This window comes from Qipengyuania sp. JB2-7 (assembly GCF_055693485.1).
Genome location: NZ_CM146335.1, coordinates 190535 through 214020 on the forward strand (window position 1 = coordinate 190535; position 23486 = coordinate 214020).

At 57.7% G+C, this 23486-nt stretch carries 20 protein-coding genes and 4 pseudogenes; 17 read left to right on the plus strand and 7 right to left on the minus strand.

Features of this window, described 5'->3' with window-relative positions; all coding sequences use genetic code 11:
- Window positions 1-14: 14 nt before the first annotated feature.
- A pseudogene (locus tag ACZ1GM_RS00855) lies at window positions 15-1590 on the minus strand (helicase HerA-like domain-containing protein).
- Between the two features lie 106 nt (window positions 1591-1696).
- On the opposite strand from ACZ1GM_RS00855, the pseudogene pabB reads away from it, so the two are divergent.
- From pabB to ACZ1GM_RS00905, 10 genes and pseudogenes are all read left to right on the plus strand, one after another.
- A pseudogene (gene pabB / locus ACZ1GM_RS00860) lies at window positions 1697-3539 on the plus strand (aminodeoxychorismate synthase component I).
- 42 nt (window positions 3540-3581) lie between these two features.
- Entirely contained in the window at window positions 3582-4238 is a 657-nt protein-coding gene (locus ACZ1GM_RS00865) for an RluA family pseudouridine synthase (protein ID WP_472677338.1), read from the plus strand.
- Entirely contained in the window at window positions 4231-4644 is a 414-nt protein-coding gene (arfB, locus tag ACZ1GM_RS00870; protein ID WP_472677339.1) for an alternative ribosome rescue aminoacyl-tRNA hydrolase ArfB, read from the plus strand. The genes ACZ1GM_RS00865 and arfB overlap by 8 nt, the downstream gene beginning before the upstream one ends.
- Before the next feature lie 121 nt (window positions 4645-4765).
- Complete coding sequence (rpmG, locus tag ACZ1GM_RS00875; protein WP_010233410.1) at window positions 4766-4933, plus strand: 50S ribosomal protein L33; 168 nt, start codon at window positions 4766-4768, stop codon at window positions 4931-4933.
- 89 nt (window positions 4934-5022) lie between these two features.
- Complete coding sequence (locus ACZ1GM_RS00880; protein ID WP_472677340.1) at window positions 5023-5697, plus strand: LolA family protein; 675 nt, start codon at window positions 5023-5025, stop codon at window positions 5695-5697.
- 398 nt (window positions 5698-6095) lie between these two features.
- Window positions 6096-6893, plus strand: a complete 798-nt coding sequence (xth, locus tag ACZ1GM_RS00885; RefSeq protein ID WP_472677341.1) for an exodeoxyribonuclease III — start codon at window positions 6096-6098, stop codon at window positions 6891-6893.
- Between the two features lie 5 nt (window positions 6894-6898).
- On the plus strand, window positions 6899-7972 hold the full coding sequence (gene ribA, locus ACZ1GM_RS00890; RefSeq protein ID WP_472677342.1) for a GTP cyclohydrolase II: 1074 nt from the start codon (window positions 6899-6901) through the stop codon (window positions 7970-7972).
- Window positions 7969-8187, plus strand: coding sequence for a hypothetical protein (locus ACZ1GM_RS00895; protein WP_472677343.1), 219 nt, complete (start codon window positions 7969-7971; stop codon window positions 8185-8187). The genes ribA and ACZ1GM_RS00895 overlap by 4 nt, the downstream gene beginning before the upstream one ends.
- Entirely contained in the window at window positions 8150-8485 is a 336-nt protein-coding gene (locus ACZ1GM_RS00900; protein WP_472677344.1) for a GNAT family N-acetyltransferase, read from the plus strand. Before ACZ1GM_RS00895 ends, ACZ1GM_RS00900 begins: the two co-directional genes overlap by 38 nt.
- Window positions 8486-8620: 135 nt before the next feature.
- A complete protein-coding gene (locus ACZ1GM_RS00905; RefSeq protein WP_472677345.1) occupies window positions 8621-9325 on the plus strand; it encodes a tetratricopeptide repeat protein in 705 nt (234 codons plus the stop codon).
- 113 nt (window positions 9326-9438) lie between these two features.
- Here the strand turns inward: ACZ1GM_RS00905 and ACZ1GM_RS00910 are convergent, their stop codons facing one another.
- On the minus strand, window positions 9439-10395 hold the full coding sequence (locus ACZ1GM_RS00910) for a right-handed parallel beta-helix repeat-containing protein (protein ID WP_472677346.1): 957 nt from the start codon (window positions 10393-10395) through the stop codon (window positions 9439-9441).
- A gap of 216 nt (window positions 10396-10611) precedes the next feature.
- On the opposite strand from ACZ1GM_RS00910, the gene ACZ1GM_RS00915 reads away from it, so the two are divergent.
- The 6 genes from ACZ1GM_RS00915 (at window position 10612) to ACZ1GM_RS00940 (ending at window position 15986) form a co-directional block, all read left to right on the plus strand.
- Complete coding sequence (locus ACZ1GM_RS00915) at window positions 10612-10962, plus strand: hypothetical protein (RefSeq protein ID WP_472677347.1); 351 nt, start codon at window positions 10612-10614, stop codon at window positions 10960-10962.
- A 93-nt stretch (window positions 10963-11055) separates the two neighbouring features.
- Window positions 11056-11253 carry a hypothetical protein gene (locus tag ACZ1GM_RS00920; protein WP_472677348.1) on the plus strand — a complete coding sequence of 66 codons (198 nt, stop codon included), beginning with the start codon at window positions 11056-11058 and terminating at the stop codon, window positions 11251-11253.
- Window positions 11250-12422, plus strand: coding sequence for an acyl-CoA dehydrogenase family protein (locus ACZ1GM_RS00925; RefSeq protein ID WP_472677349.1), 1173 nt, complete (start codon window positions 11250-11252; stop codon window positions 12420-12422). Before ACZ1GM_RS00920 ends, ACZ1GM_RS00925 begins: the two co-directional genes overlap by 4 nt.
- Before the next feature lie 143 nt (window positions 12423-12565).
- On the plus strand, window positions 12566-13792 hold the full coding sequence (locus tag ACZ1GM_RS00930; RefSeq protein WP_472677350.1) for a CoA transferase: 1227 nt from the start codon (window positions 12566-12568) through the stop codon (window positions 13790-13792).
- An 89-nt stretch (window positions 13793-13881) separates the two neighbouring features.
- Window positions 13882-15123: an acetyl-CoA C-acetyltransferase gene (locus tag ACZ1GM_RS00935; protein ID WP_472677351.1), complete on the plus strand. Its 1242-nt coding sequence runs from the start codon at window positions 13882-13884 to the stop codon at window positions 15121-15123.
- On the plus strand, window positions 15123-15986 hold the full coding sequence (locus ACZ1GM_RS00940) for an HTD2 family dehydratase (protein WP_472677352.1): 864 nt from the start codon (window positions 15123-15125) through the stop codon (window positions 15984-15986). The genes ACZ1GM_RS00935 and ACZ1GM_RS00940 overlap by 1 nt, the downstream gene beginning before the upstream one ends.
- A gap of 109 nt (window positions 15987-16095) precedes the next feature.
- Here the strand turns inward: ACZ1GM_RS00940 and ppk2 are convergent, their stop codons facing one another.
- Window positions 16096-16884 (minus strand): polyphosphate kinase 2, encoded by a 789-nt coding sequence (gene ppk2, locus ACZ1GM_RS00945; protein WP_472677353.1) that lies wholly within the window; start codon window positions 16882-16884, stop codon window positions 16096-16098.
- Window positions 16885-16934: 50 nt separating this feature from the next.
- On the opposite strand from ppk2, the pseudogene phhA reads away from it, so the two are divergent.
- A pseudogene (gene phhA / locus ACZ1GM_RS00950) lies at window positions 16935-17874 on the plus strand (phenylalanine 4-monooxygenase).
- 80 nt (window positions 17875-17954) lie between these two features.
- Here phhA and ACZ1GM_RS00955 read toward each other — a convergent pair.
- The 4 genes and pseudogenes from ACZ1GM_RS00955 to ACZ1GM_RS00970 form a co-directional block, all read right to left on the minus strand.
- The gene (locus ACZ1GM_RS00955; protein WP_472677354.1) at window positions 17955-18182 is read right to left on the minus strand and encodes a hypothetical protein; all 228 of its coding nucleotides are present in this window, start codon (window positions 18180-18182) and stop codon (window positions 17955-17957) included.
- Between the two features lie 95 nt (window positions 18183-18277).
- Complete coding sequence (locus ACZ1GM_RS00960; protein ID WP_472677355.1) at window positions 18278-19123, minus strand: undecaprenyl-diphosphate phosphatase; 846 nt, start codon at window positions 19121-19123, stop codon at window positions 18278-18280.
- Window positions 19124-19312: 189 nt separating this feature from the next.
- Entirely contained in the window at window positions 19313-21490 is a 2178-nt protein-coding gene (locus ACZ1GM_RS00965; RefSeq protein ID WP_472677356.1) for a M13 family metallopeptidase, read from the minus strand.
- A gap of 147 nt (window positions 21491-21637) precedes the next feature.
- Window positions 21638-23367 (minus strand): annotated as a pseudogene (locus ACZ1GM_RS00970) (ABC transporter transmembrane domain-containing protein).
- Window positions 23368-23486 lie beyond the last annotated feature (119 nt).

Below are 23486 nucleotides of genomic sequence, written 5' to 3' on the forward strand. Positions count from 1 at the left end.
GCCAAGCGCGGCGATTATCGCATCAAACCGCCAATAAGGTTACGCACAAACCGTCCCGCCACTGGGCCAGCCAAATCGGTTGCGATGGAACCCGCTGCCGACGTTGCCGCCGAACGCATCGGGTTGGCCCGGCTTTTCTTGCCCAAGACTGCCGAGGCGGCCATCGCAGCCGCAGAGCCTGCTGCCACCTTCATGCCTCGACCAATTGCCTTTTCCCAAATGCTCTTCGTCTTGCGCGGTACGCTTGCGAACTTCTTCTTCGCCCTTTTCCGCAACCTCTTTAGCAGTCTCAGCCGCATCGACAGCTTTCGCTGCCAGCACTTCTTCTGCGCTTTCGCGGTCCACGGCATCTTCATATTTGCCATCATACGGGCTGACCGAATTGATGATTGCGCGCTCTTTCGCGGTAACCGGGCCGAGGCGCGAGCGCGGAGGCTTGATCAGCGTGCGTTGCACAATCGAAGGTGCACCGTCTTCCTGCAAGGTTGAGACGAGCGCCTCACCAACTTTCAGCTCGGTAATCGCCTGCTCAACGTCCAGCTCCTCATTGATCCGGAATGTTTCAGCAGCCGCCTTGATCGCGCGCTTATCGCGGGGCGTGAAGGCGCGAAGGGCATGCTGTACGCGGTTGCCCAGCTGGCCCGCTATCTCTTCGGGAATATCGATCGGATTCTGCGTGACGAAGTATACGCCAACACCTTTGGAGCGGATCAGGCGCACAACCTGTTCAATCGTATCTTCCAATGCCTTGGGCGCATCGTCGAACAGCAAGTGCGCTTCATCAAAGAAGAAGACGAGCTTGGGCTTTTCGGGGTCACCAACCTCAGGCAGTGTCTCAAACAGTTCGGCGAGCAGCCATAACAGGAATGTCGCGTACAGCTTTGGGCTGCGCATCAACTTGTCAGCCGCGAGGATATTGATGATTCCGCGCCCTTGTTTGTCGGTGGCGATAAAGTCATCGATTTCCAGTGCAGGCTCGCCAAAGAACTGCGCCACACCCTGACTGTCGAGGCTCAGCAATTGCCGTTGGATCGCGCCGACGCTGGCCTTGGAAACGTTGCCATACTTGGCCGACAGATCCTTGGCATTCTCTGCCGTGTGCGCCAGCATGCTCTGTAAATCTTCCAGATCGAGCAGCAATAGCCCCTCATCATCGGCAAAGCGGAACACGATGTTCAGCACGCCCGTCTGCGTCTCATTCAGATCAAGCAGGCGCGCCAGCAAAAGCGGCCCCATCTCGGAAATTGTTGTGCGGATCGGATGGCCTTTCTCACCATACAGATCCCAGAAAACGGCGGCATTGTCGGAATAGCCGTAGTCATCCATCCCCAGCTCTTTGGCGCGCCCTTCAAGCTTGTCGGCGTGTTTGAAACTGGCACTGCCCGGCATAGACACACCGGACAAATCGCCCTTCACATCGGCGACGAATACCGGGACACCGCGCGCGGAAAAGCTCTCGGCCAAACCCTGTAGCGTGACAGTCTTACCCGTACCCGTCGCGCCCGCGATCAGTCCGTGACGATTGGCCTGGCCCAGCCGCAGATATTGCTTCTCACCATTACCGCCAAGCCCAAGAAAAATATCGTCCAATGCACCATCCCCGAAACACATTTTGATCAGCCGGATTGTGTGGCGAAACAGGGCGGGACGGTCAAGCGGCTCGACAGGGGGAAACATGAGTTAAAGAGCGAGCCTGATGAGTGAACGTTCGCCAATGGTCCTGCTTGATGACGCACGCAGTGCAGCGGGCGATGCGACCGTTGCAGACGCTCTGCTCTATTCCGATCCGCAGCAGACCTTCGTCGCTCATCGGCCAGAGCAGGTCGCGGATATACTGGCGGCCGCGGATGCGGCTCGGCGAGAGCACAAACTGCATTTGGCCGGATACATAGCCTATGAAGCCGGGCTCGCACTTGAAGATCGCCTTTCGTCGCTCGCCGCTGCTCGAACGGGCGCGGATGGACCGCTCGTCTGGCTGGGGCTTTTCGATGCGCCGCGGGTTATACAATCAGCGCATGTTAATGATTGGCTGACGGATGCAAGCAACGGAGGCGACCCACATCTTGGCCCGCTCGACCCCGCCATCTCTCAGGGCGCGTATGAAAAGGCATTTTCCGATTTGCAGGAAGCGATCCGGGCTGGCGACATCTATCAGGCCAACCTCACGCTGCCGCTCGTCGGTGGATTTTCCGGCGATCCAATCGCGCTGTACGCGGCGCTGAGGCCAGCAGCACAGGCTGGCTATGGCGGGCTCATCTATGACGGCTCGCACTGGCTATTGAGCTTATCACCAGAGCTGTTCGTTTCGTTGAAAGAGGGTGAGGCCAAAGCTAAACCGATGAAAGGCACACGCTCGCGCGGCCGCACCGGCGCCGAGGATCTTGCATTGAAAGAGGACCTCGCAACCTCTGAAAAGGACAAGGCCGAGAATCTGATGATCGTTGATCTGCTGCGCAACGATCTCAGCCGGGTGGCACAACCTGGCAGCGTGCGGGTGGATGAGCCCTTCAAGATTGAAAGTTATCCGACCGTCCATCAAATGGTCAGCACGGTACGGGCTCAGCTTGCCGCCGATCAAACGCCGATGGACTTGGTCCGAGCGATCTTCCCTTGTGGCTCGATTACCGGTGCGCCGAAGATCCGGGCGATGGAGCTGATTAACGCAGTCGAGCGCGATCCGCGCGGTCCCTATTGCGGAGCGATTGGCCGCATCGATGCCCCTAGTGATAGCGGCGTGTCAGATGCCGCATTCAATGTTGCGATCCGAACCTTGCGCCTCACCGAAGTTGAGAACGAACGGGGCAAAGCAGTGCTGGGCGTTGGTGGCGCAATTGTTGCTGACAGTGACCCGCTGACCGAATGGCGGGAGGCGATCCTGAAGGGCGGTTTCGCCAGAGCGAGCGAGCCCGGCCTGTCCGCCCACGGTTTCGATCTGATTGAAACAATGCGCTTTGAACCAGAGACCGGCATCGCGCATCTTGAGCTGCATTTGGCACGGATGAAAGCAAGCGCCACGAAATTGGGGTTCTCCTTCGATCGGCACGCAGCACGCAATCAGTTGCATGCGTTGTGTTTTGATCTGGAGCGTAAGGCGAAAATACGCCTCGTCGCCGCGCGCAGTGGAGAGGTCGCACTGGAGGCGGCACCGCTCCCCCTGCTTGGCCCGAGCCGGCGCGCTGTATAATCTTGCCCCTGCCGGTGGATCCTGGCGATTGGCGTTTGCGCCATAAGACTAGTGATCGCGGCTTCTACGAGGATGCACGCGCGGTGGCACAGGATCATGGCGCTGATGAAGCGCTATTCCTTCACCCAAACGGTACGCTGACCGAAGGAACGATCAGTAACATATTCGTTCGCGCGGAAGATGATGCATTTGTCACACCAGCGGTACCGGGCTTGGCTTGCTGCCCGGCATTCAGCGCGAGGTCCTTTTGACCAGCGGCGCGGCTCGCGAAGGCGAATTACGGATCGAAGACTTGGAAGACGGCTTTCTGCTGGGCAATTCTGTGCGTGGCCTGATGCCTGCGGTTTTGGTATGATCGATAAGCCATCGCCACCCTCGTCCGGAGCACTCAGATAAGATGAACACTCCCGAGATACTCTTCGAAGACGGCGAGGCGCTTGTCATTGACAAACCTGCAGGTCTGCCGGTGGATCGTCCGCGCAAAGGCGGCCCTTGTCTCGAAGATCATCTGGAAGCGCTCAAGCTTGGGTTTCAGCGCCCTCCCGTCGCCGTGCATAGGCTTGATACCGACACCAGCGGATGCCTGCTGCTCGCGCGAAATCCAAAAGCGCTCAAACGCTTCAATCGCGCATTTGAGGAACGTCTGCCGCAAAAGACCTATCTGGGTATCCTCGCCGGTGTGCCGGAGCAGCAAGAGGGACGCATCGAACTGGCGCTGTCAAAAATCAGCTCAGCGGAAAAAGGGTGGCGAATGATCCCAGCCAAAAAGGGGAAACCCGCCGCGAGCGATTGGAACGTCCGATCGGTTCAAAACGGTCTTGCGCTGGTTGAATTTCATCCAGAAACCGGGCGCACGCACCAACTACGCGTCCATGCGGCAAGTGGCATAGGCATCGCTCTTCTCGGCGACCCGATCTACGGGAACGCCTCTGGTGCGCGGCGCACCATGCTCCATGCCAGTGCACTCGTCGTGCCGCGTGAGGGAAAACCGCCGATAGAGGCGGTCGCACCCATGCCAGCCGACTTCATCAACCTTGGCTTTGGTGATGGGTAAAATCACCGATCGTGCACTGGAGCTGGCCGAGGAGAAATTCATCGCTGCGTCCGGGCCGGGCGGACAAAACGTCAACAAGGTCGCGACCGCCGTTCAGCTGCGGGTCGATGTCTTTGCGCTTGGCCTTCCACCAGACGCATTTAGCCGGTTGAAAGAGGAAGCTGGCAGCAAACTGACCAAAGCAGGCGAGATCGTGCTGACTGCTAGCGAGTACCGTACGCAGGAACAAAATCGGGAAGCCGCGCGGGTACGCCTCGTGGCAATGTTGAACGAAGCACTCACGCCGCCTCGTGCCCGCAAGAAATCGCGCCTGAACCGAGTTGGCAAAACGCAGCGCCTCAAGGCCAAGAAAGCACGCGGCACAGTAAAGGCCAATCGCGGAAAGCCGACTCGCTCTGATTGGTGAGTCTTGCTTGACTTTTTCCCGTGAATCACTCATTGGGCGCGCCTGAACGGCGGCACAGCGCGTGCCGCCTATTATTTTTCGGCCTCAACATGGGGCCTCATGCACGATTTAGGATACCGCCATGGCGAAGCCCGCAACCGTCAAGATCAAGCTCGTCTCGACTGCAGACACGGGCTTTTACTATGTGACGAAAAAGAACCCTCGGAACATCACCGAGAAGATGACTTTCCGCAAATATGACCCCGTCGTGCGCAAACATGTCGAGTTCAAGGAAGCCAAAATCAAGTAAGAACGTGTCGTAACTTTCGCGCGTCGCTTAACATATGCAGCGCGCGATATTCAGTGACAGTTCAACGCCAGAGCGATAAATGCGCTGGTATGACTAGTTTCACCAAACAACTATTTGCATCGAAACTCGGGGTTGCGGGTTCAGCGCTCGCTCTTTCCCTGTGTGCTGCTGTGCCAGCCGCGATTGTGACGACCCCGACGCCTGCTCAAGCCGCCGCTGGCGACCTTGATCGCGCGGTTGAGGCCTTGCGCAGCATTGCGACCTTGAAAGCCGATTTCACCCAGACCGACCGGGCCGGGCGAACCATTGCAGGCGAACTGACGCTGAAACGGCCAGGCAAAATCCGTTTTGAGTATGAGAAGAGCGCTCAGATGCTCGTCGTCTCAAACGGCAAGTCGCTTTATCTCGTCGACTATGAAGTGGATCAGGTCCAACGCTGGCCAATCAGAAACTCGCCGCTGGGCGCGTTGCTCGATCCATCACGCGACGTGAAAAAATACGGCAGACTGGTGCCCACGGGCCATAATGACGTTGTGAGCGTAGAGGTGCGCGACCCCAAGCGTCCTGAGTTTGGCATCATCACCCTGATTTTTGAGCGGGAAGCTGCTGCACCAGGCGGTATGCGACTGACCCATTGGGTAGCGCTCGATTCGCAGAATCACCGGACAACGGTGCGGTTGCGAAACCATCGTTATGGAGTCGCCGTTGCGGACAGTGCATTCAGGTTCCGCGATCCGCGCCGCTCATCTCGTCGACCCCGCTGAACGCTTCACAGTCGGATCGTTTCGTCGTTGCGGCCAATTGCTGGCGATTGTTCATCGACAAGCAAGCACATGCCTAATATTATTCTAATTGCAAAGTGGATGAGTTTGGGTTCCCCCCTGTTGCTCAAGCTTTCGGTACCCACTTTGTAAAACGCGTGACGAACGCACACAGGAAACCCTCGTGCCATTGCCCCCGGTACGAGGGTTTTTTGTTGCCCCGCATTTAGATATCGCGCCAAAATACTTATGTGTTCAAATTCATACTTGCACGATTAGTTCCAAACTTTGTCATGTATCCAAGCATCGCCATATCGCATTGGGCCTGACCACCGAGGCAATGCACTGGGTCAGCGCCGCGAACCTTGCCGCATCTGGCTCACGCTCCTAAGCACCTGACCATGCTTTCTATCGCCACTTGGAACATCAACTCCGTCCGCCTGCGCATGCCTATTGTCGGGCGCTTTATTACTGAGCAATCGCCTGACATTCTCTGCTTGCAAGAGATCAAATGTCAGGAAGAGCAGTTTCCCTATGAAGCGTTTCGCGCGCTGGGATACGAGCATTTCGCGGTGCACGGACAAAAGGGATATCACGGGGTCGCAACGGTCGGCAAAGTGCCCTTCACGGAATTTTCGCGCCACGATTGGCAGGATAATGGCGAGGCGCGGCATGTCGGCGTGGAGCTAACCGATCCGGCGCATCAGGGCATGGTTCTGGAAAATGTGTACGTGCCTGCGGGCGGTGACATTCCTGATCGCGAGCAAAACGCCAAATTCGGCCAGAAGCTGGATTTTCTTGGCCGAATGACCCGCTGGGCAGAAGCGATTGAGCGGCCCACCATGATCGTGGGCGATTTCAACATCGCTCCGCTTGAAAGCGACGTGTGGAGCCATAAGCAATTGCTCAAGGTGGTCAGCCATACACCGATTGAGGTGGAAACTTTGCAGCGCTTCATGGACGCGCATGGCTGGGTCGATGTGGGCCGCGAGCACATCAAAGATCCGGAGCGCTATTTCAGCTGGTGGAGTTATCGTTCGCGCGACTGGAAAGTGAATGATCGCGGTCGGAGGCTCGATCATATGTGGGCCAGTCCCGAACTCGCGAAGCAGACCACCGGACATTCAGTGCATGAATATGCCCGTGACTGGGAAAAGCCATCAGATCACGTGCCATTGGTGACGGAGTTTGATCTCTGAGCGGAATGGACCTCTCGCCGGCCAATTCACCCGGTCGCCGCGCCGCGCAGGCGGTGGACGCGCTGCGCCATGGTTGGCCGGTGCAAATAGAGAATGGGCCGGTACTCCAACCGATTGAGACTGCTTATCGCGGGGAGTTGGAATCAGAGGCGCTTCTGGTATCTGCCAGCCGCGCAGTCACGCTCAAGCTCGCCAATCAACGCGATGCCGCCAATCCCGGAGAACCCGTCTTGCTACGGTGTTCAGAGCCGTTTGCATTGGCTCGCGCTGTGGCAGTCGCCGATCCTTCGCAAGACCTCGCCAATCCTCTGATGGGGCCGTTCAAGGCGTTGTCGATGAATTGGCAGGAAACCGCACGAGCCGCTTTGGAGCTGGCGCGCATAGCAGGGATCCTGCCAGCCTTTATGGTCGATCCTACGGGCGCAGAAACAGCTGTCGAAATGTCGCTCGATGACTTTGCCGAACTTACCGACCCCAAGCATTTGATGATCGCCAGCCGCGCCCGCTTGCCCATATCGACAAGTGACGATGCTCAAATCATCGCCTTCCGCAGCCCAGCCGACACGCGGGAACATGTTGCGTTGGTTATCGGGCAACGTAGCGCGGAACGCACGCCGCTTGTCCGGCTACACTCCGAGTGTCTTACGGGCGATGTTTTGGGCAGCCTCAAATGCGATTGCGGGCCACAGCTGGACGCGGCGCTCCATGCGATGGCGCATGAAGCACAGCACGGCGGTTGGGGCATATTGCTTTACATGCGTCAGGAGGGACGCGGGATCGGCATCATCAACAAGCTGCGCGCGTATCAGCTTCAGGATCAGGGCTTTGACACGGTGGATGCGAATACGCGGCTTGGTCTACCCGATGAAGCACGCGATTTCGGCACCGCAGCGCGAATGCTAAAGTTAATGGCAGTCAAAGAGATTCGCCTAATGACCAACAATCCCGCCAAGGTGGCAGGGTTGACCGAAGAGGGTGTCACCGTCACTGAGCGCGTGCCGCACAGTCTGCCGGACAACCCGCACAACACCCGCTATTTGGCGACCAAACGCGACCGCTCGGGGCATTTACTCCCATGACCGCAGTCATATTGAGGCCCGAAAAGCCAGGTGATGAAGCAGCGATCTTTGCGCTGACGAAGGCCGCGTTCGCGCCGATGTGGTTCAACGATGGAAGCGAACCGGCATTGATCAACCACCTGCGGACCGATGGCGATCTCACGCTATCGCTGGTCGCAGAGGATTCTGAATGGCGTCGTGGGGCATATCGCATTTTCGCCTGTGACCATCAGTGATGGTACGCAAGATTGGTATGGGCTTGGGCCAGTTTCGGTGACGCCAACACTGCAAAAGCAGGGCATTGGCGGAATGCTGATCCAGCGAGGAATTGCCAATATGCGCGAACGCGGCGCGAAGGGCATTATCCTGCTCGGCAGCAATGAGTATTATCCGCGCTTTGGCTTTGAGCATGACCCGCAGCTGACCTATCCTGGCCCGCCGCCGGAGTTTTTCCAGCGCCTGATCCTGGAGGGTGAAGCACCGAGCGGGGTCGTGCGATATGCGCCCGCGTTCGAAGTCACCGCATCAGATTAACAATGCGGGCATACCCGTCTAAGATGGGGACTGTCGGCCAAAATCACCCTTAACGCGCTGGCCTGATTGATGTGCATCGCCGCATTCTGCTCATCCGCGGCAGGCATCAAGCCTGTCCCAAAATGAGACAGTTTGATGACACGCACGCTTTTCCTTGCTTTGACCGCGCTGAGCACCTTTTCAGCAGCGCCAATAGCCGCGCAATCGCGCGCGGATGTTGACACTCTGCTTGATAGCGGCAGCAGTGACGCAGCATTCGCAATAGCACAATCTGGCGCCGACAAAGGTGATGCTGAACTGACCGGCTATCTCGGCTGGTTTCACGATCAGGGGCAGCATGTCAGCCACGATCCGGCAAAAGCAGCATCCCTATATCGCACCGCTGCGCAACTGGGCGATGCCTATTCGCAATGGCGGCTCGCCGTGATGATTGACGAGGGCACCGCGTCTGGAACGCTGGAGGAAGCCGTAAGCCTGCTTCGCAAATCAGCAGGACAGAAAAATCCGGACGCGCTGGTTAGCCTGGCCGTCATGCATGCCAATGGACGCGGCGTTGCGATCAATCAGGTTGCTGCGATGCGTTATTATCAGGCTGCCGCGCAGCTTGGCAGCGCCGACGGATTGCTGGGTCTTGGCATTATGCATGCCAATGGTGAAAGTGTGGCAGCGGACTTGCAAGAAGCGGTCGCGCACTGGCTGGTCGCAGCGACATTGGGCAATGAGAGGGCCGATGCCCTCCTGACCGAACATGCTGACAAACTGACCGATGAGCAAGCCGTACCGGGCCTTTGCGAAAGCCGATATGCTCGCGCAGCGATATGGCGTACCGGTGCGCTTTGAACTGGCCGAAAATACTGGCCCTTAACGCGGATCGAGGGCCGAGCCCGCGAGAAGCCTGCGCGGCGCTTGAACGTTAGCTTTTCCGTTCGCTGAAAGCTTGAACGGAAAACGCATCAGCGCCTTTCGAAACGCTGCAAACCCGCGCCCAGTTTGTTACCTTGAATAATCAGGTTGTCACCGGTCCAATCCGCAACAAAGGTGCTTGATCGGCGCAGGCCCGGCACAAAACGCGCATCGTTGCCGGCGATCCTCAGGCCATCGGCGCTGTTGCGGGCACCCTCTGCTCCGACAGCGATAAAGGCGGAATAATTCTCCTTGTCACGCCCCTGAACAAACCAGTTGCCGGTCACTTCACCACCACCTGCATTGGGCAGGTCGATCATGTAATTGGTGCCGCGACCGGCGCTGTCATCAAAACTGTTATTGCTCGCGACCGTGCGGGCCGCGCGTGATTTCAGATAATGTCCGCCCGATCCCGCCTCAAAACGGCTATTGGTAATGACCGCCTCGGCTATGCCACCAATATAAACCGAATGCGCGCATCCGCCCGCGCCTTCACATGTACCGAGCCCCGAAAAGGTCGATTTGTCGATGCGGAGCGTAAGCGATTGCGTGTTCGTGGTAAGGATTCCCTGCTCACTATCGCGAAACCAGCTTTGCGTGACGGTCAGATCACCCGCCTCAAACCGAATGCCTGCGCCATTGCCATCGGGCACGGAGATGTTGGCGAAGACCAGCCCCTCTACAAACGCGCCATCCCCGCGAAGCACCAGCGCGCCCTTGCCTTCACAAGCGCGCCCGCGAAGAACGGCGCTGCCGGGTTGTTCGGCGCGGTAGGCAATCCTCCCGCGCTGTTGCACGGCGCATTGCTGATATGTGCCCGGCGCAATCACAATTGTGCCTTCGCCGCCGCCAATCGCATCGACCGCCTGTTGCAGGTCGTCAAAGCTGAGGCCCATTTCGGCCACCGTAAACGCACCGCGTTGGTTCTGCGCTGAGGCGACAGAGTATGGCGCGCTTACAAGAGCGGTTGCCGAGGCTAGGACGATAAATAGGGTTCGTGAGTTCATAGCCAAAGCCTAAGGCCGTCAAACCCGCCAAAGCCAGCACAAATTACCCCAATGCCCTCGACGATACGGTTTTCAGCAAAGTCTTTAGCCAAATAACGACCTCATCTGGTAACGGACGTGCGATTTTCACATTTGGACTTGGCCCCCCGCGCCGTGTCATACTACCGTTCGAATCGAAACCTGGCGGGTCGCCGGGTCGTTTGGGGAGTAACACTCATGAAAATTCGTATTGCTTTAGTAGCTAGTACCGCCCTCGCACTGGCCGCCTGTGGCAGCGCAGAAGACGCGGCAACCGAGGCGGAAGCTGACACTGTCGAGATTCCGGCAAATGATGCACTGACCGGGGTCGATGAAGAAGCCGTCGCTGATGAGGGCGCAGCCATGGAAGAAGAAACCGCTGAAACAGGCGAAACCAGCAAAGCTGAACAGGCCGTCATAGCTGAAGAGGCTGATGAAGCCGCGACCGCTGCTGCGGATGTCGCCGACGCGCTTGGCGAAGCCGCCGATACTGCTGATGGCATGATCGACTCCGGAGCTCCTGAGGCAGCTGGCGAAGATGATATGTAGGAGCAGCAATGGATGCTGCTGACCTATAAACCAATCGATATAGTGAGGGGCGGCGAGTCATTGGGTCTTCGCCGCCTTTTGGTGATTTTAAGCATGGCGTTTCTGGCCACATGCGGGCCATCGGGCAATGATCCGGGGCCTGGCGCGGTAACGGTCGATGAAGCGCGCGCGCTTGATGAAGCAGCGGAGATGCTGGAAGAGCGGCGCATTCCCGCAGAGGTTCTCATGGAAGAGAGCGAGGCGAATGCGGATGCCACTCAAAATGCAGAGCGAGAGGACGCAAGCGAATGACGACACCGGGCATGGATGCCGAAACCTTTGAGCAGTTTATTGAGCAGCTCGATCGTTACGTTCGCGAACGGCTGATCCCGGCAGAACCCGATGTCATTGCGAACGATGCGATCCCTGACGACATTATCGGCGAGATGAAAGAAATGGGCCTGTTTGGCCTGTCCGTGCCCGAAGAATATGGCGGTGCGGGCCTCAACATGACCCAATATGCCCGCACGGTGCGCTGCATGAGCTATGCTGCCCCAGCATTTCGATCAATCTTCTCGATCAATGTCGGGATGTTCAATTCCGCGATCAAGAACGGCGCGACCGATGCGCAAAAGGCTGAATGGTGGCCACAGATCGCCAATGGCAAGATCGCATGCTTCGGCCTGACCGAGCCGGGTTCTGGATCTGACAGCGCAGCAATGCAAACGATGGCGGTGCCAGATCCTGACGGCAATGGCTGGATACTCAATGGCACCAAGCGATACATCACGAACGCGCCGCATGCCGATGTTGCGCTGATCATGGCGCGGACGGAGAAAGAAGCGCTGCCCAAAAACGCTCATGTCAGCGCATTTATCGTGCCGATGGATACGCCGGGGATGTCGACGGGCAGCCCGGACGCGAAAATGGGTCAGTCGGGCAGCCACATCTCAGATGTCATGCTCGATGACGTGAAGGTCCCCGGTGATGCGCTGCTAGGCGGCGAGACAGGCAAGGGCTTCCGCTTCGCCATGATGAGCCTCGATAATGGCCGAATTTCCGTTGGAGCTGCGGCAACCGGGTATGCGCGCCGCGCGCTCGACAGTGCGCTTCGCTATGCCAATGAACGACAAGCTTTCGGCGAACCCATCGCCAATTTTCAGCTGATCCAGCAAATGCTCGCAGAAAGTGACATGGAAATTTACGCTGCGGAAGCGATGATGGCAGACGTTACTGCACGGGCGGATCGCGGTGAAAATATCCTGCGCAAGGCGGCCTCATTCAAAGTATTCGCCAGCGAAATGTGCGGGCGCGTAGTTGACCGCGTGGTGCAGATTTATGGCGGCGCTGGGTATTTGGCCGAATACGACGCAGAGCGCTTCTATCGCGATGCCCGCATTTACCGAATCTATGAGGGCACGACGCAAATTCTCTATCTGCAGATTGCCAAGCACATGTTGCGGGAATGGGGGAATTCTTGATGGATTTGGATCAGGCGGAGGCCTGATCCATGAACCTAGCCACCCGCTCCCTCCACCCTTCCACCCGGATTTTCACACCGGAGTACGATCCGGGTGGAAGGGTGGAGGGAGCGGGTGGCTAGGCACCAAAAGACGGGATAAAAATGTACAACCTTCTCTCAAACCTGTCGATCATCGAGGCATCCAGTTTCGTCGCATCCCCAACTGCCGGCCTCTATTGCGCGCAAATGGGTGCAGAGGTCATCCGCGTAGATCACAAGGCAGGCGGTCTTGATTATGATAGGTACATGCTCACAAAAGAGGGGCGCTCTCTAAGCTGGGAAAACCTCAATCGTGCCAAGAAATCGGTCGCATTGGATTTGCGCAGTGCAGAAGGGCGAGAATTGCTGGTTGAACTCGCTCGTTCAACCGGACAAGTGATCACCAATCTGCCGGAAAAAAGTTTCCTCAGCCACGCAGCGATGAGTGAAGGCCGCGATGACCTCGTCTCGGTGCGGATCATGGGCTGGCATGATGGGCGGCAGGCGATGGATTTTACCGTCAACGCAGCGGTCGGTTATCCGCTGATGTGCGGGCCTGAGGACTGGGACATGCGCACTGCACCCCCGGTCAATCAGGTGCTACCCGCATGGGATTTCATCACAGGAGCCTATGCAGCGTTTGCGCTGCTAGCCGCTCTACGCCATCGCGATGCCACAGGCGAAGGCAATGAAGTGCGCATCCCGCTGGGCGATGTAGCGATAGGCACGCTGGCCAATTCCGGAGCCATGGCCGAAATGCTCTATCGTGGCGCGGACCGCGAGCGGCTGGGTAACGCGATCTGGGGCGCATTCGGACGCGATTTTCGCACTAGGGATGGTGTGCGATTTATGGTCGCCGCGCTCACAGCCAAACAATGGGATGGGCTCGTCGAAGCGTTTGGCCTGAGCCTCGCCATTCGGAAATTGGAAGCGGAACTGGGCGTTCAGTTCGCCGACGGCGACACGCCACGTTTTGCACATCGACACCGGTTGTTTGACCTGTTCCAAGGCGTCTCGGCGAGCCATGACTACGCCGCGTTGGAGGCACGTATGTCAGCAAGTGGGTGCACGTTCGAGAAATATCGCACGGCGCATGAAGCGGCCAATGATGCGGATTTGGTCGGCAACAATCCGCTATTCGGACCCGCTCCGGCCAATCCCAGTGGTTTGGATTATCCCGCGCCGCGCAGCTTTGCCAACATCCCAGAGCGCGAGGCAGGCGATCCGGCGCCAGCACCGTATCTTGGCCAGCACAGCGAAGAGATTTTGTCCGAGAGGCTGGGTCTTTCGAGCGGAGCGATTGGCAAGCTGGTGGATGCGGGCACAGTGGCGCTAAGCGATAAAGAGTAGCGAGAACCGCTCATCCTGGGCTTGTCGAAGGGTGGGGGTTCGTGCCAGTCGCACTTCGACAGGCTCAGTAAGAACGGAGAGAAAATCAAATGACTTTGCGCCGCGTCGCCATCTGCAAACCCTTGCGCACGCCGGTAGGCAAGTTCCTCGGCACACTGGCACCGATAGGCGCGGGCGCGCTTGGGGCGGTCATTCTGAAGGCGCTGATCGAACGCAGCGGGGTCGATCCGAACCGCGTCGATGATGTCGTGTTCAGTCAAGGCTATGGCAATGCCGAAGCACCCGCGATTGGCCGCTGGTCATGGCTTGCGGCAGGCCTGCCAATCGAAGTGCCAGGTTATCAGCTTGATCGGCGCTGTGGCTCTGGCCTGCAAGCCGTCGTGAACGCGGCGATGATGGTTCAAACCGGCGCAGCGGATTCCGTGGTCGCGGGCGGCGTTGAAAGCATGTCTAATGTCGAGCACTACACCACGCAGTTGCGCAAAGGCGTTCGGGCTGGCGACCTCAAGCTGCATGATCGGCTTGCACGCGGGCGGTTGATGAGCCAGCCCATCGAACGCTTTGGCGTCATCACTGGCATGATCGAAACAGCCGAAAATCTCGCGCAGGATTATGGCATTACGCGCGAGGAGGCGGATGCTTTCGCCGTGCGCAGTCACCAGAATGCAGCCGCCGCATGGGAAGCAGGCAAGTTCGGTGCACAATTGGTGCCTGTGGACGTCCCACCCAAGAAAGGAAGGGGTCGCGGCGATCCGGTGCGTTTTGACCATGATGAAGGCTATCGCGCCGATGCGAGCATGGAATCACTCGGCAGCCTGCGCGCGATCGAGGGCAAGACCAATCCCAAGGCGATTGTGACAGCCGGGAACGCCAGCCAACAAAACGACGCTGCAGCGGCCTGTCTTGTCGTAGCCGAGGACAAGGTAGAGGAACTGGGCCTGACGCCAATACTGTGGTTCACAGGCTGGGCAGCGGCAGGTTGCGACCCCAGCCGCATGGGGATTGGCCCTGTCCCGGCGGTCGAGCGGCTATTCGCGCGCAGCGGCATGGGCTGGGGCGATATCGATCTGATTGAATTGAACGAAGCCTTTGCACCTCAGGCGCTGGCCGTGATGAAAGGTTGGGGATTTGCCGAGGATGACAGCCGCCGTGACATCGTGAACGTCAACGGGTCAGGTATTTCGCTCGGCCATCCCATCGGCGCAACCGGCGGGCGAATTCTGGCGGATATGGCGCACGAAATGCAGCGTCGCCAAGCACGCTATGGACTGGAGACAATGTGCATTGGCGGCGGGCAAGGCATGGCCGCGATCTTTGAGCGGGCAACCTGATGCCGGGTGATTGGGACGCCTGGATCAGGCGTGAGCAACGTCAGACGGATCAGGTAGACCTGGCTTTGGCGCAACGCTGGCTCGCGACCTTTGATTTATTGGACCAGAGCCGCCCACTCTCACACCTCATGCCCCAAGGGATTCACCTGTGTCTTTGCACGCCGGAGGCGAATACCGATCAGCTAGCCTCCGATGGCCATCCCTTGCGCGACAACGGCCCCGACAGCTTTCTGCCGCCAATTCCATTACCCCGCCGTATGTGGGCATCGAGTGCGATGCAGTTTCACAGCGATATCGGTGTGGGCGCAACGATAGAACGGACCAGCCGTATTGCTTCAATCAACGAAAAGAGCGGGGGATCAGGCCAGCTGGTTTTCGTGAATGTAGAACACGAAACGCATGCCAATGGGTCATTGGCAGTGAGCGAAACGCAAACGCTGGTCTATCGCGAGGCGGCTGAACCCAATACGCCGCTCAACCCGCCACCCTTGGGCGATTCCGAATTCGACCCTGGCGAATGGGACGCGCACCGCGTTCTCACACCCGATCCGCGCCTGCTATTTCGCTACTCCGCGCTCACCTTCAACACGCACCGCATTCACTATGATTTGCCCTATGCCTGCGATGTTGAGCGCTATCGCGGGCTAGTAGTGCATGGCCCACTGACTGCTTCGCTGCTGCTTCAATTGGCGGCAAGCAAGTTGGGCGAAAACCAGCTGAGCAGCTTTGCCTTTCGCGGGGTAAGCCCGGCAATTGTCGACGAACCACTGCATCTGGTGATGCGCCAAAGCGACGATGGATATGAACTCGGCGCGTTTGCTGACGATGGTCGGCAGGTTACCAAGGCAAGTGCGTTTGTTTGATGCTCGTCATTGCGAGGAGCCGAATGGCGACGCGGCAATCCAGATTCGTCCTGCCTGATCGACAGATAATTTATGGCTGGATTGCTTCGCCTTCGGCTCGCAATGACCTTCAGACAGGATAATCCGAAATCGGCTTAAGCACCGCATAGCTTTCTTGCTCAGGCTCTCGGCCGAGCGGCGCAAAATCAATTGCGGGCGGCTCCACATGCGTATCGGGCAAACGGTGCAAAAGATCGCGCACCAGCGTCAGACGACCGAGCTTTTGATCGTTAAAATCCACCAGCGTCCAGGGCGCGTGATCCGTGTGGGTGGCGCGCAGCATTGCTTCTCTCGCCTCCGTATACGCGTCGTACTTGCCGCGTGCGGCCAAATCGATGGGTGAGAGCTTCCAGCGCTTGAGCGGATCCTCCAGCCTTTCTCGCAGCCGCTCTTCCTGATTTTCCTGATCCGTCGTCAGCCAGTATTTGAACAGCAAGATGCCATCATCGACCAGCATCTTTTCAAAGACTGGCGCTTGCTTCAAAAACACATCGACTTGTGCCTGATCGGCGAAGCCCATGACCTGCTCAACACCCGCCCGATTATACCAGCTGCGATCAAACAGCACGATCTCACCCGCGCTGGGCAAATGCGCGATGTAGCGTTGGAAATACCATTGGGTTTGCTCATCATCACTCGGTTTGGATAAAGCTACGGTGCGGCATTGACGCGGGTTCAGACGTCCGCCAACCGCACGGATTGCCCCGCCTTTGCCCGCGGTATCGCGCCCTTCAAACAGCACAACGATCCGCTGACCGGTCGCGCGCGCCCAGCGTGCCATGCGGACCAACTCCTCTTCCAGCGGCTCAATCAGCGCCTCATACTGCTTTTTCTTCAGCTTCTCTTTTTCTTGAGCCAAAAAGTCCTCCCTCGCGTGTTGCTATGTTTTTGGGCTATAGGCTGCATATCATGGCCACGACCCTCGAAACAGAACAAGACTTTTCCATCCTACCCGACTTGCCAGCGGACGTATTCACTGCGCCTTTGCAGCGCCCAGCGCATATTGGTGAGGACTGGCTTGAACCAGCGCAGACGCAATATTCGAGCGAGGAAGACGCAATCTGGAACGACTTGTTCGCACGGCAAATGGAGATATTGCCCGTACCGTGCAGCGAGTGCTTTTATCGCTGGTTTAGACAAGCTCGATCTGGCGCGGGGCGGTGTTCCCGACTTCCGCGAAATGAGCGAAGAGTTGCAGGCTTTGACGGGGTGGAGCGTGGTCCCCGTACCCATGCTGATCCCCGATCATGTGTTCTTCTGGCATTTGGCTAATCGCCGTTTCCCGGCGGGCAATTTCATCCGCACACGAGAGACGTTCGATTACATTCAGGAACCCGACGTGTTCCACGATGTGTTCGGGCATGTGCCGATGCTGACCGACCCGGTCTTTGCGGATTACATGCAGGAATATGGCCGGGCCGGGTGGAAAGCGATGCGGTATAACCGGCTGAAAGCGCTTGGCTCTCTCTATTGGTATACAGTGGAATTCGGCCTGATCGAGGAACCTGAGGGTATCCGCGCCTATGGTGCGGGCATTCTTTCCGGCCCGACCGAGGCAGTATTCGCGGTCGAAGCAGAAAGCCCCAACCGCATCATGCTCAATGTCGATCGAGTGATGCGCACCGACTATGTGATCAGCGACCTTCAGCCGACTTATTTCGTGATCGAGAGTTTCGATGATCTGTATCGGCAGACGGTGGAACGTGACTTCGACCGGCTTTATCGCAGTCTGGGTCCAAGTTTTACATATGCCAACAGCGCAGTGATCGACGTGGATTACGTCGTCAATCGCGGGACTCAGGAGTATCATCTGCGTGGAGGCGCTGGCAGCGCCGCGGAGCCGGTTTGACCCTCAAATGCAAAACGGGCGCCGATTGCTCGACGCCCGCTGTAAACACTTTGTTTCAAAGTGCCTGAAAAGCGAAAAGCTTACTGAGCTTCTTCTGCTTCCATGGATTCTGCTTCGTCCATAGCTTCGCCGGTTTCTTCCATAGCGTCAGATTCGGCTTCAGCTGCGTCGACCATGGCATCAGCTTCAGCTTCAACTTCTTCAACCATGGCTTCGCCTTTGTCTTCCATGGCTTCTTCATTGGCACCATCACATGCAGCAACGGTGAGACCCAAAGCGGCGACAGATGCAATTGCAAACTTCTTCATTATGTTCATCCCCTTTTGAAGAGGCAAACCACATAGCAACCGCTTAAGGACTTGGTAAGCCTCTTTTTGAGGGCCTGTGAATAGTGGCGAATACATCAAAACAGAGCGAGCAGCGCGATCCCCAATGCAACACGGTAAATCACAAAGACCAGCATTGATGCCTTCTTGAGAAAATTCATCAGGAACATCATTGTCGCGAGCGCCGCGATGAACGTGAATACGCCAGTGATGAGAGCTTCCATAGCCACGCCCCCGCCCGCCTCGAAAATCTCTGGCACAATCAGGACACCCGCCCCCGCGACCGCCGGAATGGACAGTAGGAACGAGAAGCGCGCGGATTCCACACGGCTATATCCCAACGCTCGTGCTGCGGTCATCGTCACGCCGGAGCGGCTTGTGCCCGGAATGATCGCGAGTGCCTGAGCCAGGCCAACCAGCAAACCATCGCGCCAGGTCATATCTTCGAAACTCTTCTCGTCACGACCGAAATAGTCCGCCACACCCAAAAGCAGCCCATAAAAGATCAAGTTTACCGCGATGAGATCGGTGAAACGGATCGACGCCATCAGATCATCATCAACAATGGTGACTCCAAAAAGGGACTCTGCCACGCCATTAAACACGCCCATCTTGATCGACAGACCAAAGACCACCGCCGGGATGGTGCCGAGTACAATCCACCAGAACAGCTTGCGTTCAGCGGGGGCCTTTCCAATGCCAACCGAGGCGAACCCACCACGTGCGAGCACCACCACATCTTTGAAGAAATAGACAATGATGGCGAGCAGCGAGCCCACATGCACCGCAACATCGATCAGCGGGCCCTGATCAGGGAAGTCGGTGAGATAAGGGATCAGGATCAGGTGCCCGGACGATGAAATGGGCAGGAATTCCGTGATCCCCTGAACTATCGCAATGATAAGCTGCTGAAGTATTGTCATGGTCCCGCGTGCCATGGCGCATGGCTGCGCCAAGTCAATATTTGTTTGGTCTCACGCGCCGGCGCATAGCGCCGCAAGGCCGACTGCAGCGAGGCGATCTTTGATCGCGGGAGCGAGAGAAGCGAAGCTGAACGACCGAAGCGAGGACAAATCGCAGCACGGATGTGCTGCGGAACACAAAAATACCCTCTACCAAATACTCACACGCTCTTCAGGCGGCAAATACAGCGCATCATCCTCGGTCACGCCAAACGCTTCATACCACGCGTCCATATTGCGCACGACGCCATTGGTGCGGAACTGCTCAAGGCTATGGGGACCCACGCGAATCCGCTGCCTCAGGTTCTCTTCGCGGTTGTGCGCTCGCCAGACCTGTGCCCACGCAAGGAAGAAACGCTGATCGCCGGTAAGGCCATCAATGACAGGCACATCCTGCCCCTCCGTCGCGATCTTGTAGGCACGATAGGCAAGACTGAGACCGCCAACGTCGCCAATATTCTCGCCCAGTGTCAGGCGACCATTGAGGCAGGTTTCACCGTCATCGAGCGGGCAATAGCCATTGTACTGCTCAACCAACGCATCGCCGAGTTTATCGAACGCCGCCCTGTCTTCGTCAGTCCACCAATTGCGCAGCAGGCCAGTGCCATCCGATTTCGACCCCTGATCATCAAACCCGTGGCCAATTTCGTGGCCGATCACGCCGCCAATCGCACCATAATTGACCGCCAGATCGGCGCTCACACCAAAAAATGGCTGCTGCAGAATCGCCGCCGGGAACACGATCTCGTTCTTGGTGGGATTGTAATAGGCATTCACTGTCTGGGGCAGCATAAACCACTCGGTCCGGTCAATCGGCCCGCCCAGTTTGCTGGCGTTATCGGCCATCTGCCAAGCCTCAACGGCGATTTCATTGGCCAGCGGATCGTTGGCCGAAATTTCCAGCCCTTCATAGGTTTCCAGATTGTCGCGATACCCGATCTTTGGATCAAAGCTGTTAAGCTTTGCCCGCGCCTCTTGCTTGGTCGCTTCGCCCATCCAATCGATTTCGTCGACGGATCGCGCCATGGCTTTGCGCAGGTTCGCAACCAGTTCATCCATCGCGGCCTTATTTTCAGGCGGGAAGTATCGCTCGACATAAGACGTGCCGACCAGTTCCCCTAAAGCGCCCTCAGTCGCGGCAATCGCACGCTTCCAACGCGGGCGTTGCTCGGGAGTGCCGCGCAGCGTTTTGCCGAAGAACTCGAACTGCGCCTCATCATATTTCTTGGGCAACAAGTGGTTGTGGTCAGAGATAAACTCCTTGATCGACCAGGCTTGCAATGTCGCCAGTGGTGTTTCGTTTATCAAACCGAGCATACCGGGCATGCCGGTCCCAATCTGATCAAGCTGCTCTTCGGTGAGGCCCAATTCCTCAGCCCGCTCATCACTCGGCGGCATGGTGCCAACCACAAAGTGCGGTGATGCGCCAAAACCAATTTTGTTGAGCATGGCCTCAACCGGGAGGTCGCCAGCCATTGCCTTCATTTCGTCCAAAGACACCGCATTATAAGACAAGTCACGATTGCGGCGAATGGTCCGTGCCCAGCTCACGTCACGAGCAATCTTGGCCTCAAAGGCATAGACCGCCTCAGCTGCGGCGCGAGGATCTTCATAACCGCCCGCTTCCAGCATCAAGGCCATGTAATCCTTGTACTTCTGCTGGATGTCGCGACCCTTCTCGGTGGTATCGAGATAGTAATCGCGGTCAGGCATGCCGAGGCCGCCAATACCAAGATACGCAACATATTGATCAGGCTTTTTCGCATCGACATTCACGAAGCCGCCAACCGGAGAGGAATAGCCCGCCTCTGCCCATAACATAGCCAGGTCGCTGAGCGATTGTGCCGCAACAATACGGTTCACATAGGGCTTTACCGGCTCCAGACCGCGTGCCTCAATCGCGTCAGTGTCAAGAAACGCGTTATACGCATCGACGATGCGCTGCTCATCGCTGGTCAGCGTGGCGGCATCCTTCGCCACCAATTCATCAATAAGTGTTTTGACGTCGTTGGTTGATTTTTCACGCAGCAGGTTAAACGCGCCAAACCGGCTGAATTCGGGTGGCAACGGATTGGCATCGAGCCATTTCTGATTGGCATATCCGAAAAAGTCATCACCTGGATCAATCGTGTCAGACAGGTTTGCCGGATCGAAACCCCAACTGCCAAAGCTCATTGTGGGCAGCTTGGGTTCTTCCTTGGTCGCCTCCGCTTCATTATGGTCATCGAACAGAATATGCATCTCGCCCGGCGCGTGTTCTTCAGCAGCCACTGGCGCGGCGATGACAAGTGCCAGCGCGCTCGACGTGGCAGTTAGAATGGGTTTCATGTGCAGTCTCCGAAGATTTCCCCGTACGCAGACTAATCCACGCATCATCTCATGGGGTCTGCCTAACCCTATGCAGGGCGCTAGCGAAGTCGCTCGTCGGATTGAACCGCCCACCGGTAGAATGTTACGTGGTTTTTCGAGGCGGGATTACGCGTTCTCAAGACCGAACTGCAGCGAGGCCAGCCGCGCGTAGAGACCACCCGACGCACTGAGCGATCCGTGATCCCCTTGCTCAACAATCTCGCCGTCTTCCATCACCACAATCCGGTCGGCGGCGCGAATTGTCGCAAGCCGGTGCGCGATAACCAATGTCGTGCGGCTTTCCATCAACCGGTCAAGCGCGTCCTGTACAAGGCGTTCGCTTTCGGCGTCGAGTGCACTGGTAGCTTCGTCCAACAGCAAGATCGGCGCGTCGCGCAATACCGCCCGGGCAATCGCCAGACGCTGCTGTTGACCGCCCGATAGCCGCGTTCCGTTCTCACCCAGATAGGTATCGAGGCCGTCAGGCAGCTTGCGCAGGAACTCAGCAGCGTTGGCCGCCTCTGCCGCGTCCCAAATCGCCTCGTCACTGGCGCTCCACGCACCATAGCGCAGATTGTCGCGCGCATCGGAGCTAAACAGCACGCCTTCTTGCGGCACGAATGCAATCCGCTCACGCACATCGGTACCGGGTCTGCACTGGTGAGCGGCACGCCATCCAATCGGATTGAACCCGCCTGCGGATCATAAAACCGCTCTGCCAACTGAAAGATCGTCGATTTGCCGGCACCTGATGGACCAACGATGGCAACCGTTTCACCTGGCTCAACTTCGAGGCTGAATTCCTTGAGCGCAGCAGTCTCCGACCGCGTGGGGTAGCGGAAGGTGACATTGCGAAATGACAAGCTTCCCCGTGGCGGCTCCGGCAATGCCAAGGGGCGGTCAGGCGCGGCGATGGTCGTCTTTTCTTCGAGCAGCTCATTCAACCTGCTGGCCGCACCAGCGCCGCGCAGCAGATCGCCATACACCTCGGTCAGCGCACCAAACGCGCCCGCAACAAGGCCGCCGGTAAGGACAAACGCAGCGATCGTCCCGCCAGAGATAGTTCCGTCTGTCACGGCGAGCGCCCCGCGCCACATCAACAAGGTGATCGCGCCGAAAATGGTCAGGATGATAATCGCCGTCATCGCTGCGCGGATGATGATCCGTCTGCGCGCCACGCCAAACGTCCGCTCAACCGCCTCACCAAATCGATCAGATTCGCGCGATTGCTGGTTAAAGCCCTGCACCACCTTCATAGCGGAGAGAACTTCGGTCACCATCGCACCGATATCGGCCACGCGGTCCTGGCTGGTGCGCGAAATCTTGCGCAAGCGATGGCCGAACACAGCGATCGGAATAATGATTGCCGGTATCACCAGAAGGAGACCCAGCGTAAGCTCTGGCGCCAGCCAGAATAGATACGCAGTGCCGCCAATACCCATCAGGATATTGCGCAACGCCACAGAAACAGTCGTGCCCACAACCTGCTCAATCAGCGCGGTATCACTGGTCATGCGGCTAGAGATTTCCTTGGGACTATTCTCCTCGTAAAACGCTGGCGCCAAGCGCATCAGATTGCGATGCACGCGCAAACGCACATCGGCGACAACACGTTCGCCTAGCCAGCTCACGAAATAGAACCGCATCGCTGTACCAGCGGCCAGCACCACAACGATCATCAATAAATAGCGAAACCACTGCCCGATATCGGCTGGATCGCCGCCACCGGCGAACCCACGATCAATGATCAGTTTGAAGCCTGCCGGAATAGCCAGCGTTGCCGCGGCGGTAATCAGCAAAGCAGTCAGCGCCAGCGCCAAGTGCCCCGGATAGCGCCGCACCGCATCCCACACCATGCGCAGGGGACGCAAAGAGCGAGACTTTGCCTCACCCTGCTGCCCTTGCGTATCACGCAAACGGCCAAACAACCGACGTGGCTTCTCCGGTGCTGCCTCTGTTATGTTTTGCCCGCTCA

Bases quoted from the DNA above. Each gene is read 5' to 3' on its own strand.
- ACZ1GM_RS00865 (WP_472677338.1), top strand. From the start codon at position 3,582: ATGAACACTCCCGAGATACTCTTCGAAGACGGCGAGGCGCTTGTCATT.
- arfB (WP_472677339.1), top strand. From the start codon at position 4,231: ATGGGTAAAATCACCGATCGTGCACTGGAGCTGGCCGAGGAGAAATTC.
- rpmG (WP_010233410.1), top strand. From the start codon at position 4,766: ATGGCGAAGCCCGCAACCGTCAAGATCAAGCTCGTCTCGACTGCAGAC.
- ACZ1GM_RS00880 (WP_472677340.1), top strand. From the start codon at position 5,023: ATGACTAGTTTCACCAAACAACTATTTGCATCGAAACTCGGGGTTGCG.
- xth (WP_472677341.1), top strand. From the start codon at position 6,096: ATGCTTTCTATCGCCACTTGGAACATCAACTCCGTCCGCCTGCGCATG.
- ribA (WP_472677342.1), top strand. From the start codon at position 6,899: ATGGACCTCTCGCCGGCCAATTCACCCGGTCGCCGCGCCGCGCAGGCG.
- ACZ1GM_RS00895 (WP_472677343.1), top strand. From the start codon at position 7,969: ATGACCGCAGTCATATTGAGGCCCGAAAAGCCAGGTGATGAAGCAGCG.
- ACZ1GM_RS00905 (WP_472677345.1), top strand. From the start codon at position 8,621: ATGACACGCACGCTTTTCCTTGCTTTGACCGCGCTGAGCACCTTTTCA.
- ACZ1GM_RS00910 (WP_472677346.1), bottom strand. From the start codon at position 10,395: ATGAACTCACGAACCCTATTTATCGTCCTAGCCTCGGCAACCGCTCTT.
- ACZ1GM_RS00915 (WP_472677347.1), top strand. From the start codon at position 10,612: ATGAAAATTCGTATTGCTTTAGTAGCTAGTACCGCCCTCGCACTGGCC.
- ACZ1GM_RS00920 (WP_472677348.1), top strand. From the start codon at position 11,056: ATGGCGTTTCTGGCCACATGCGGGCCATCGGGCAATGATCCGGGGCCT.
- ACZ1GM_RS00925 (WP_472677349.1), top strand. From the start codon at position 11,250: ATGACGACACCGGGCATGGATGCCGAAACCTTTGAGCAGTTTATTGAG.
- ACZ1GM_RS00930 (WP_472677350.1), top strand. From the start codon at position 12,566: ATGTACAACCTTCTCTCAAACCTGTCGATCATCGAGGCATCCAGTTTC.
- ACZ1GM_RS00935 (WP_472677351.1), top strand. From the start codon at position 13,882: ATGACTTTGCGCCGCGTCGCCATCTGCAAACCCTTGCGCACGCCGGTA.
- ACZ1GM_RS00940 (WP_472677352.1), top strand. From the start codon at position 15,123: ATGCCGGGTGATTGGGACGCCTGGATCAGGCGTGAGCAACGTCAGACG.
- ACZ1GM_RS00955 (WP_472677354.1), bottom strand. From the start codon at position 18,182: ATGAAGAAGTTTGCAATTGCATCTGTCGCCGCTTTGGGTCTCACCGTT.
- ACZ1GM_RS00960 (WP_472677355.1), bottom strand. From the start codon at position 19,123: ATGACAATACTTCAGCAGCTTATCATTGCGATAGTTCAGGGGATCACG.
- ACZ1GM_RS00965 (WP_472677356.1), bottom strand. From the start codon at position 21,490: ATGAAACCCATTCTAACTGCCACGTCGAGCGCGCTGGCACTTGTCATC.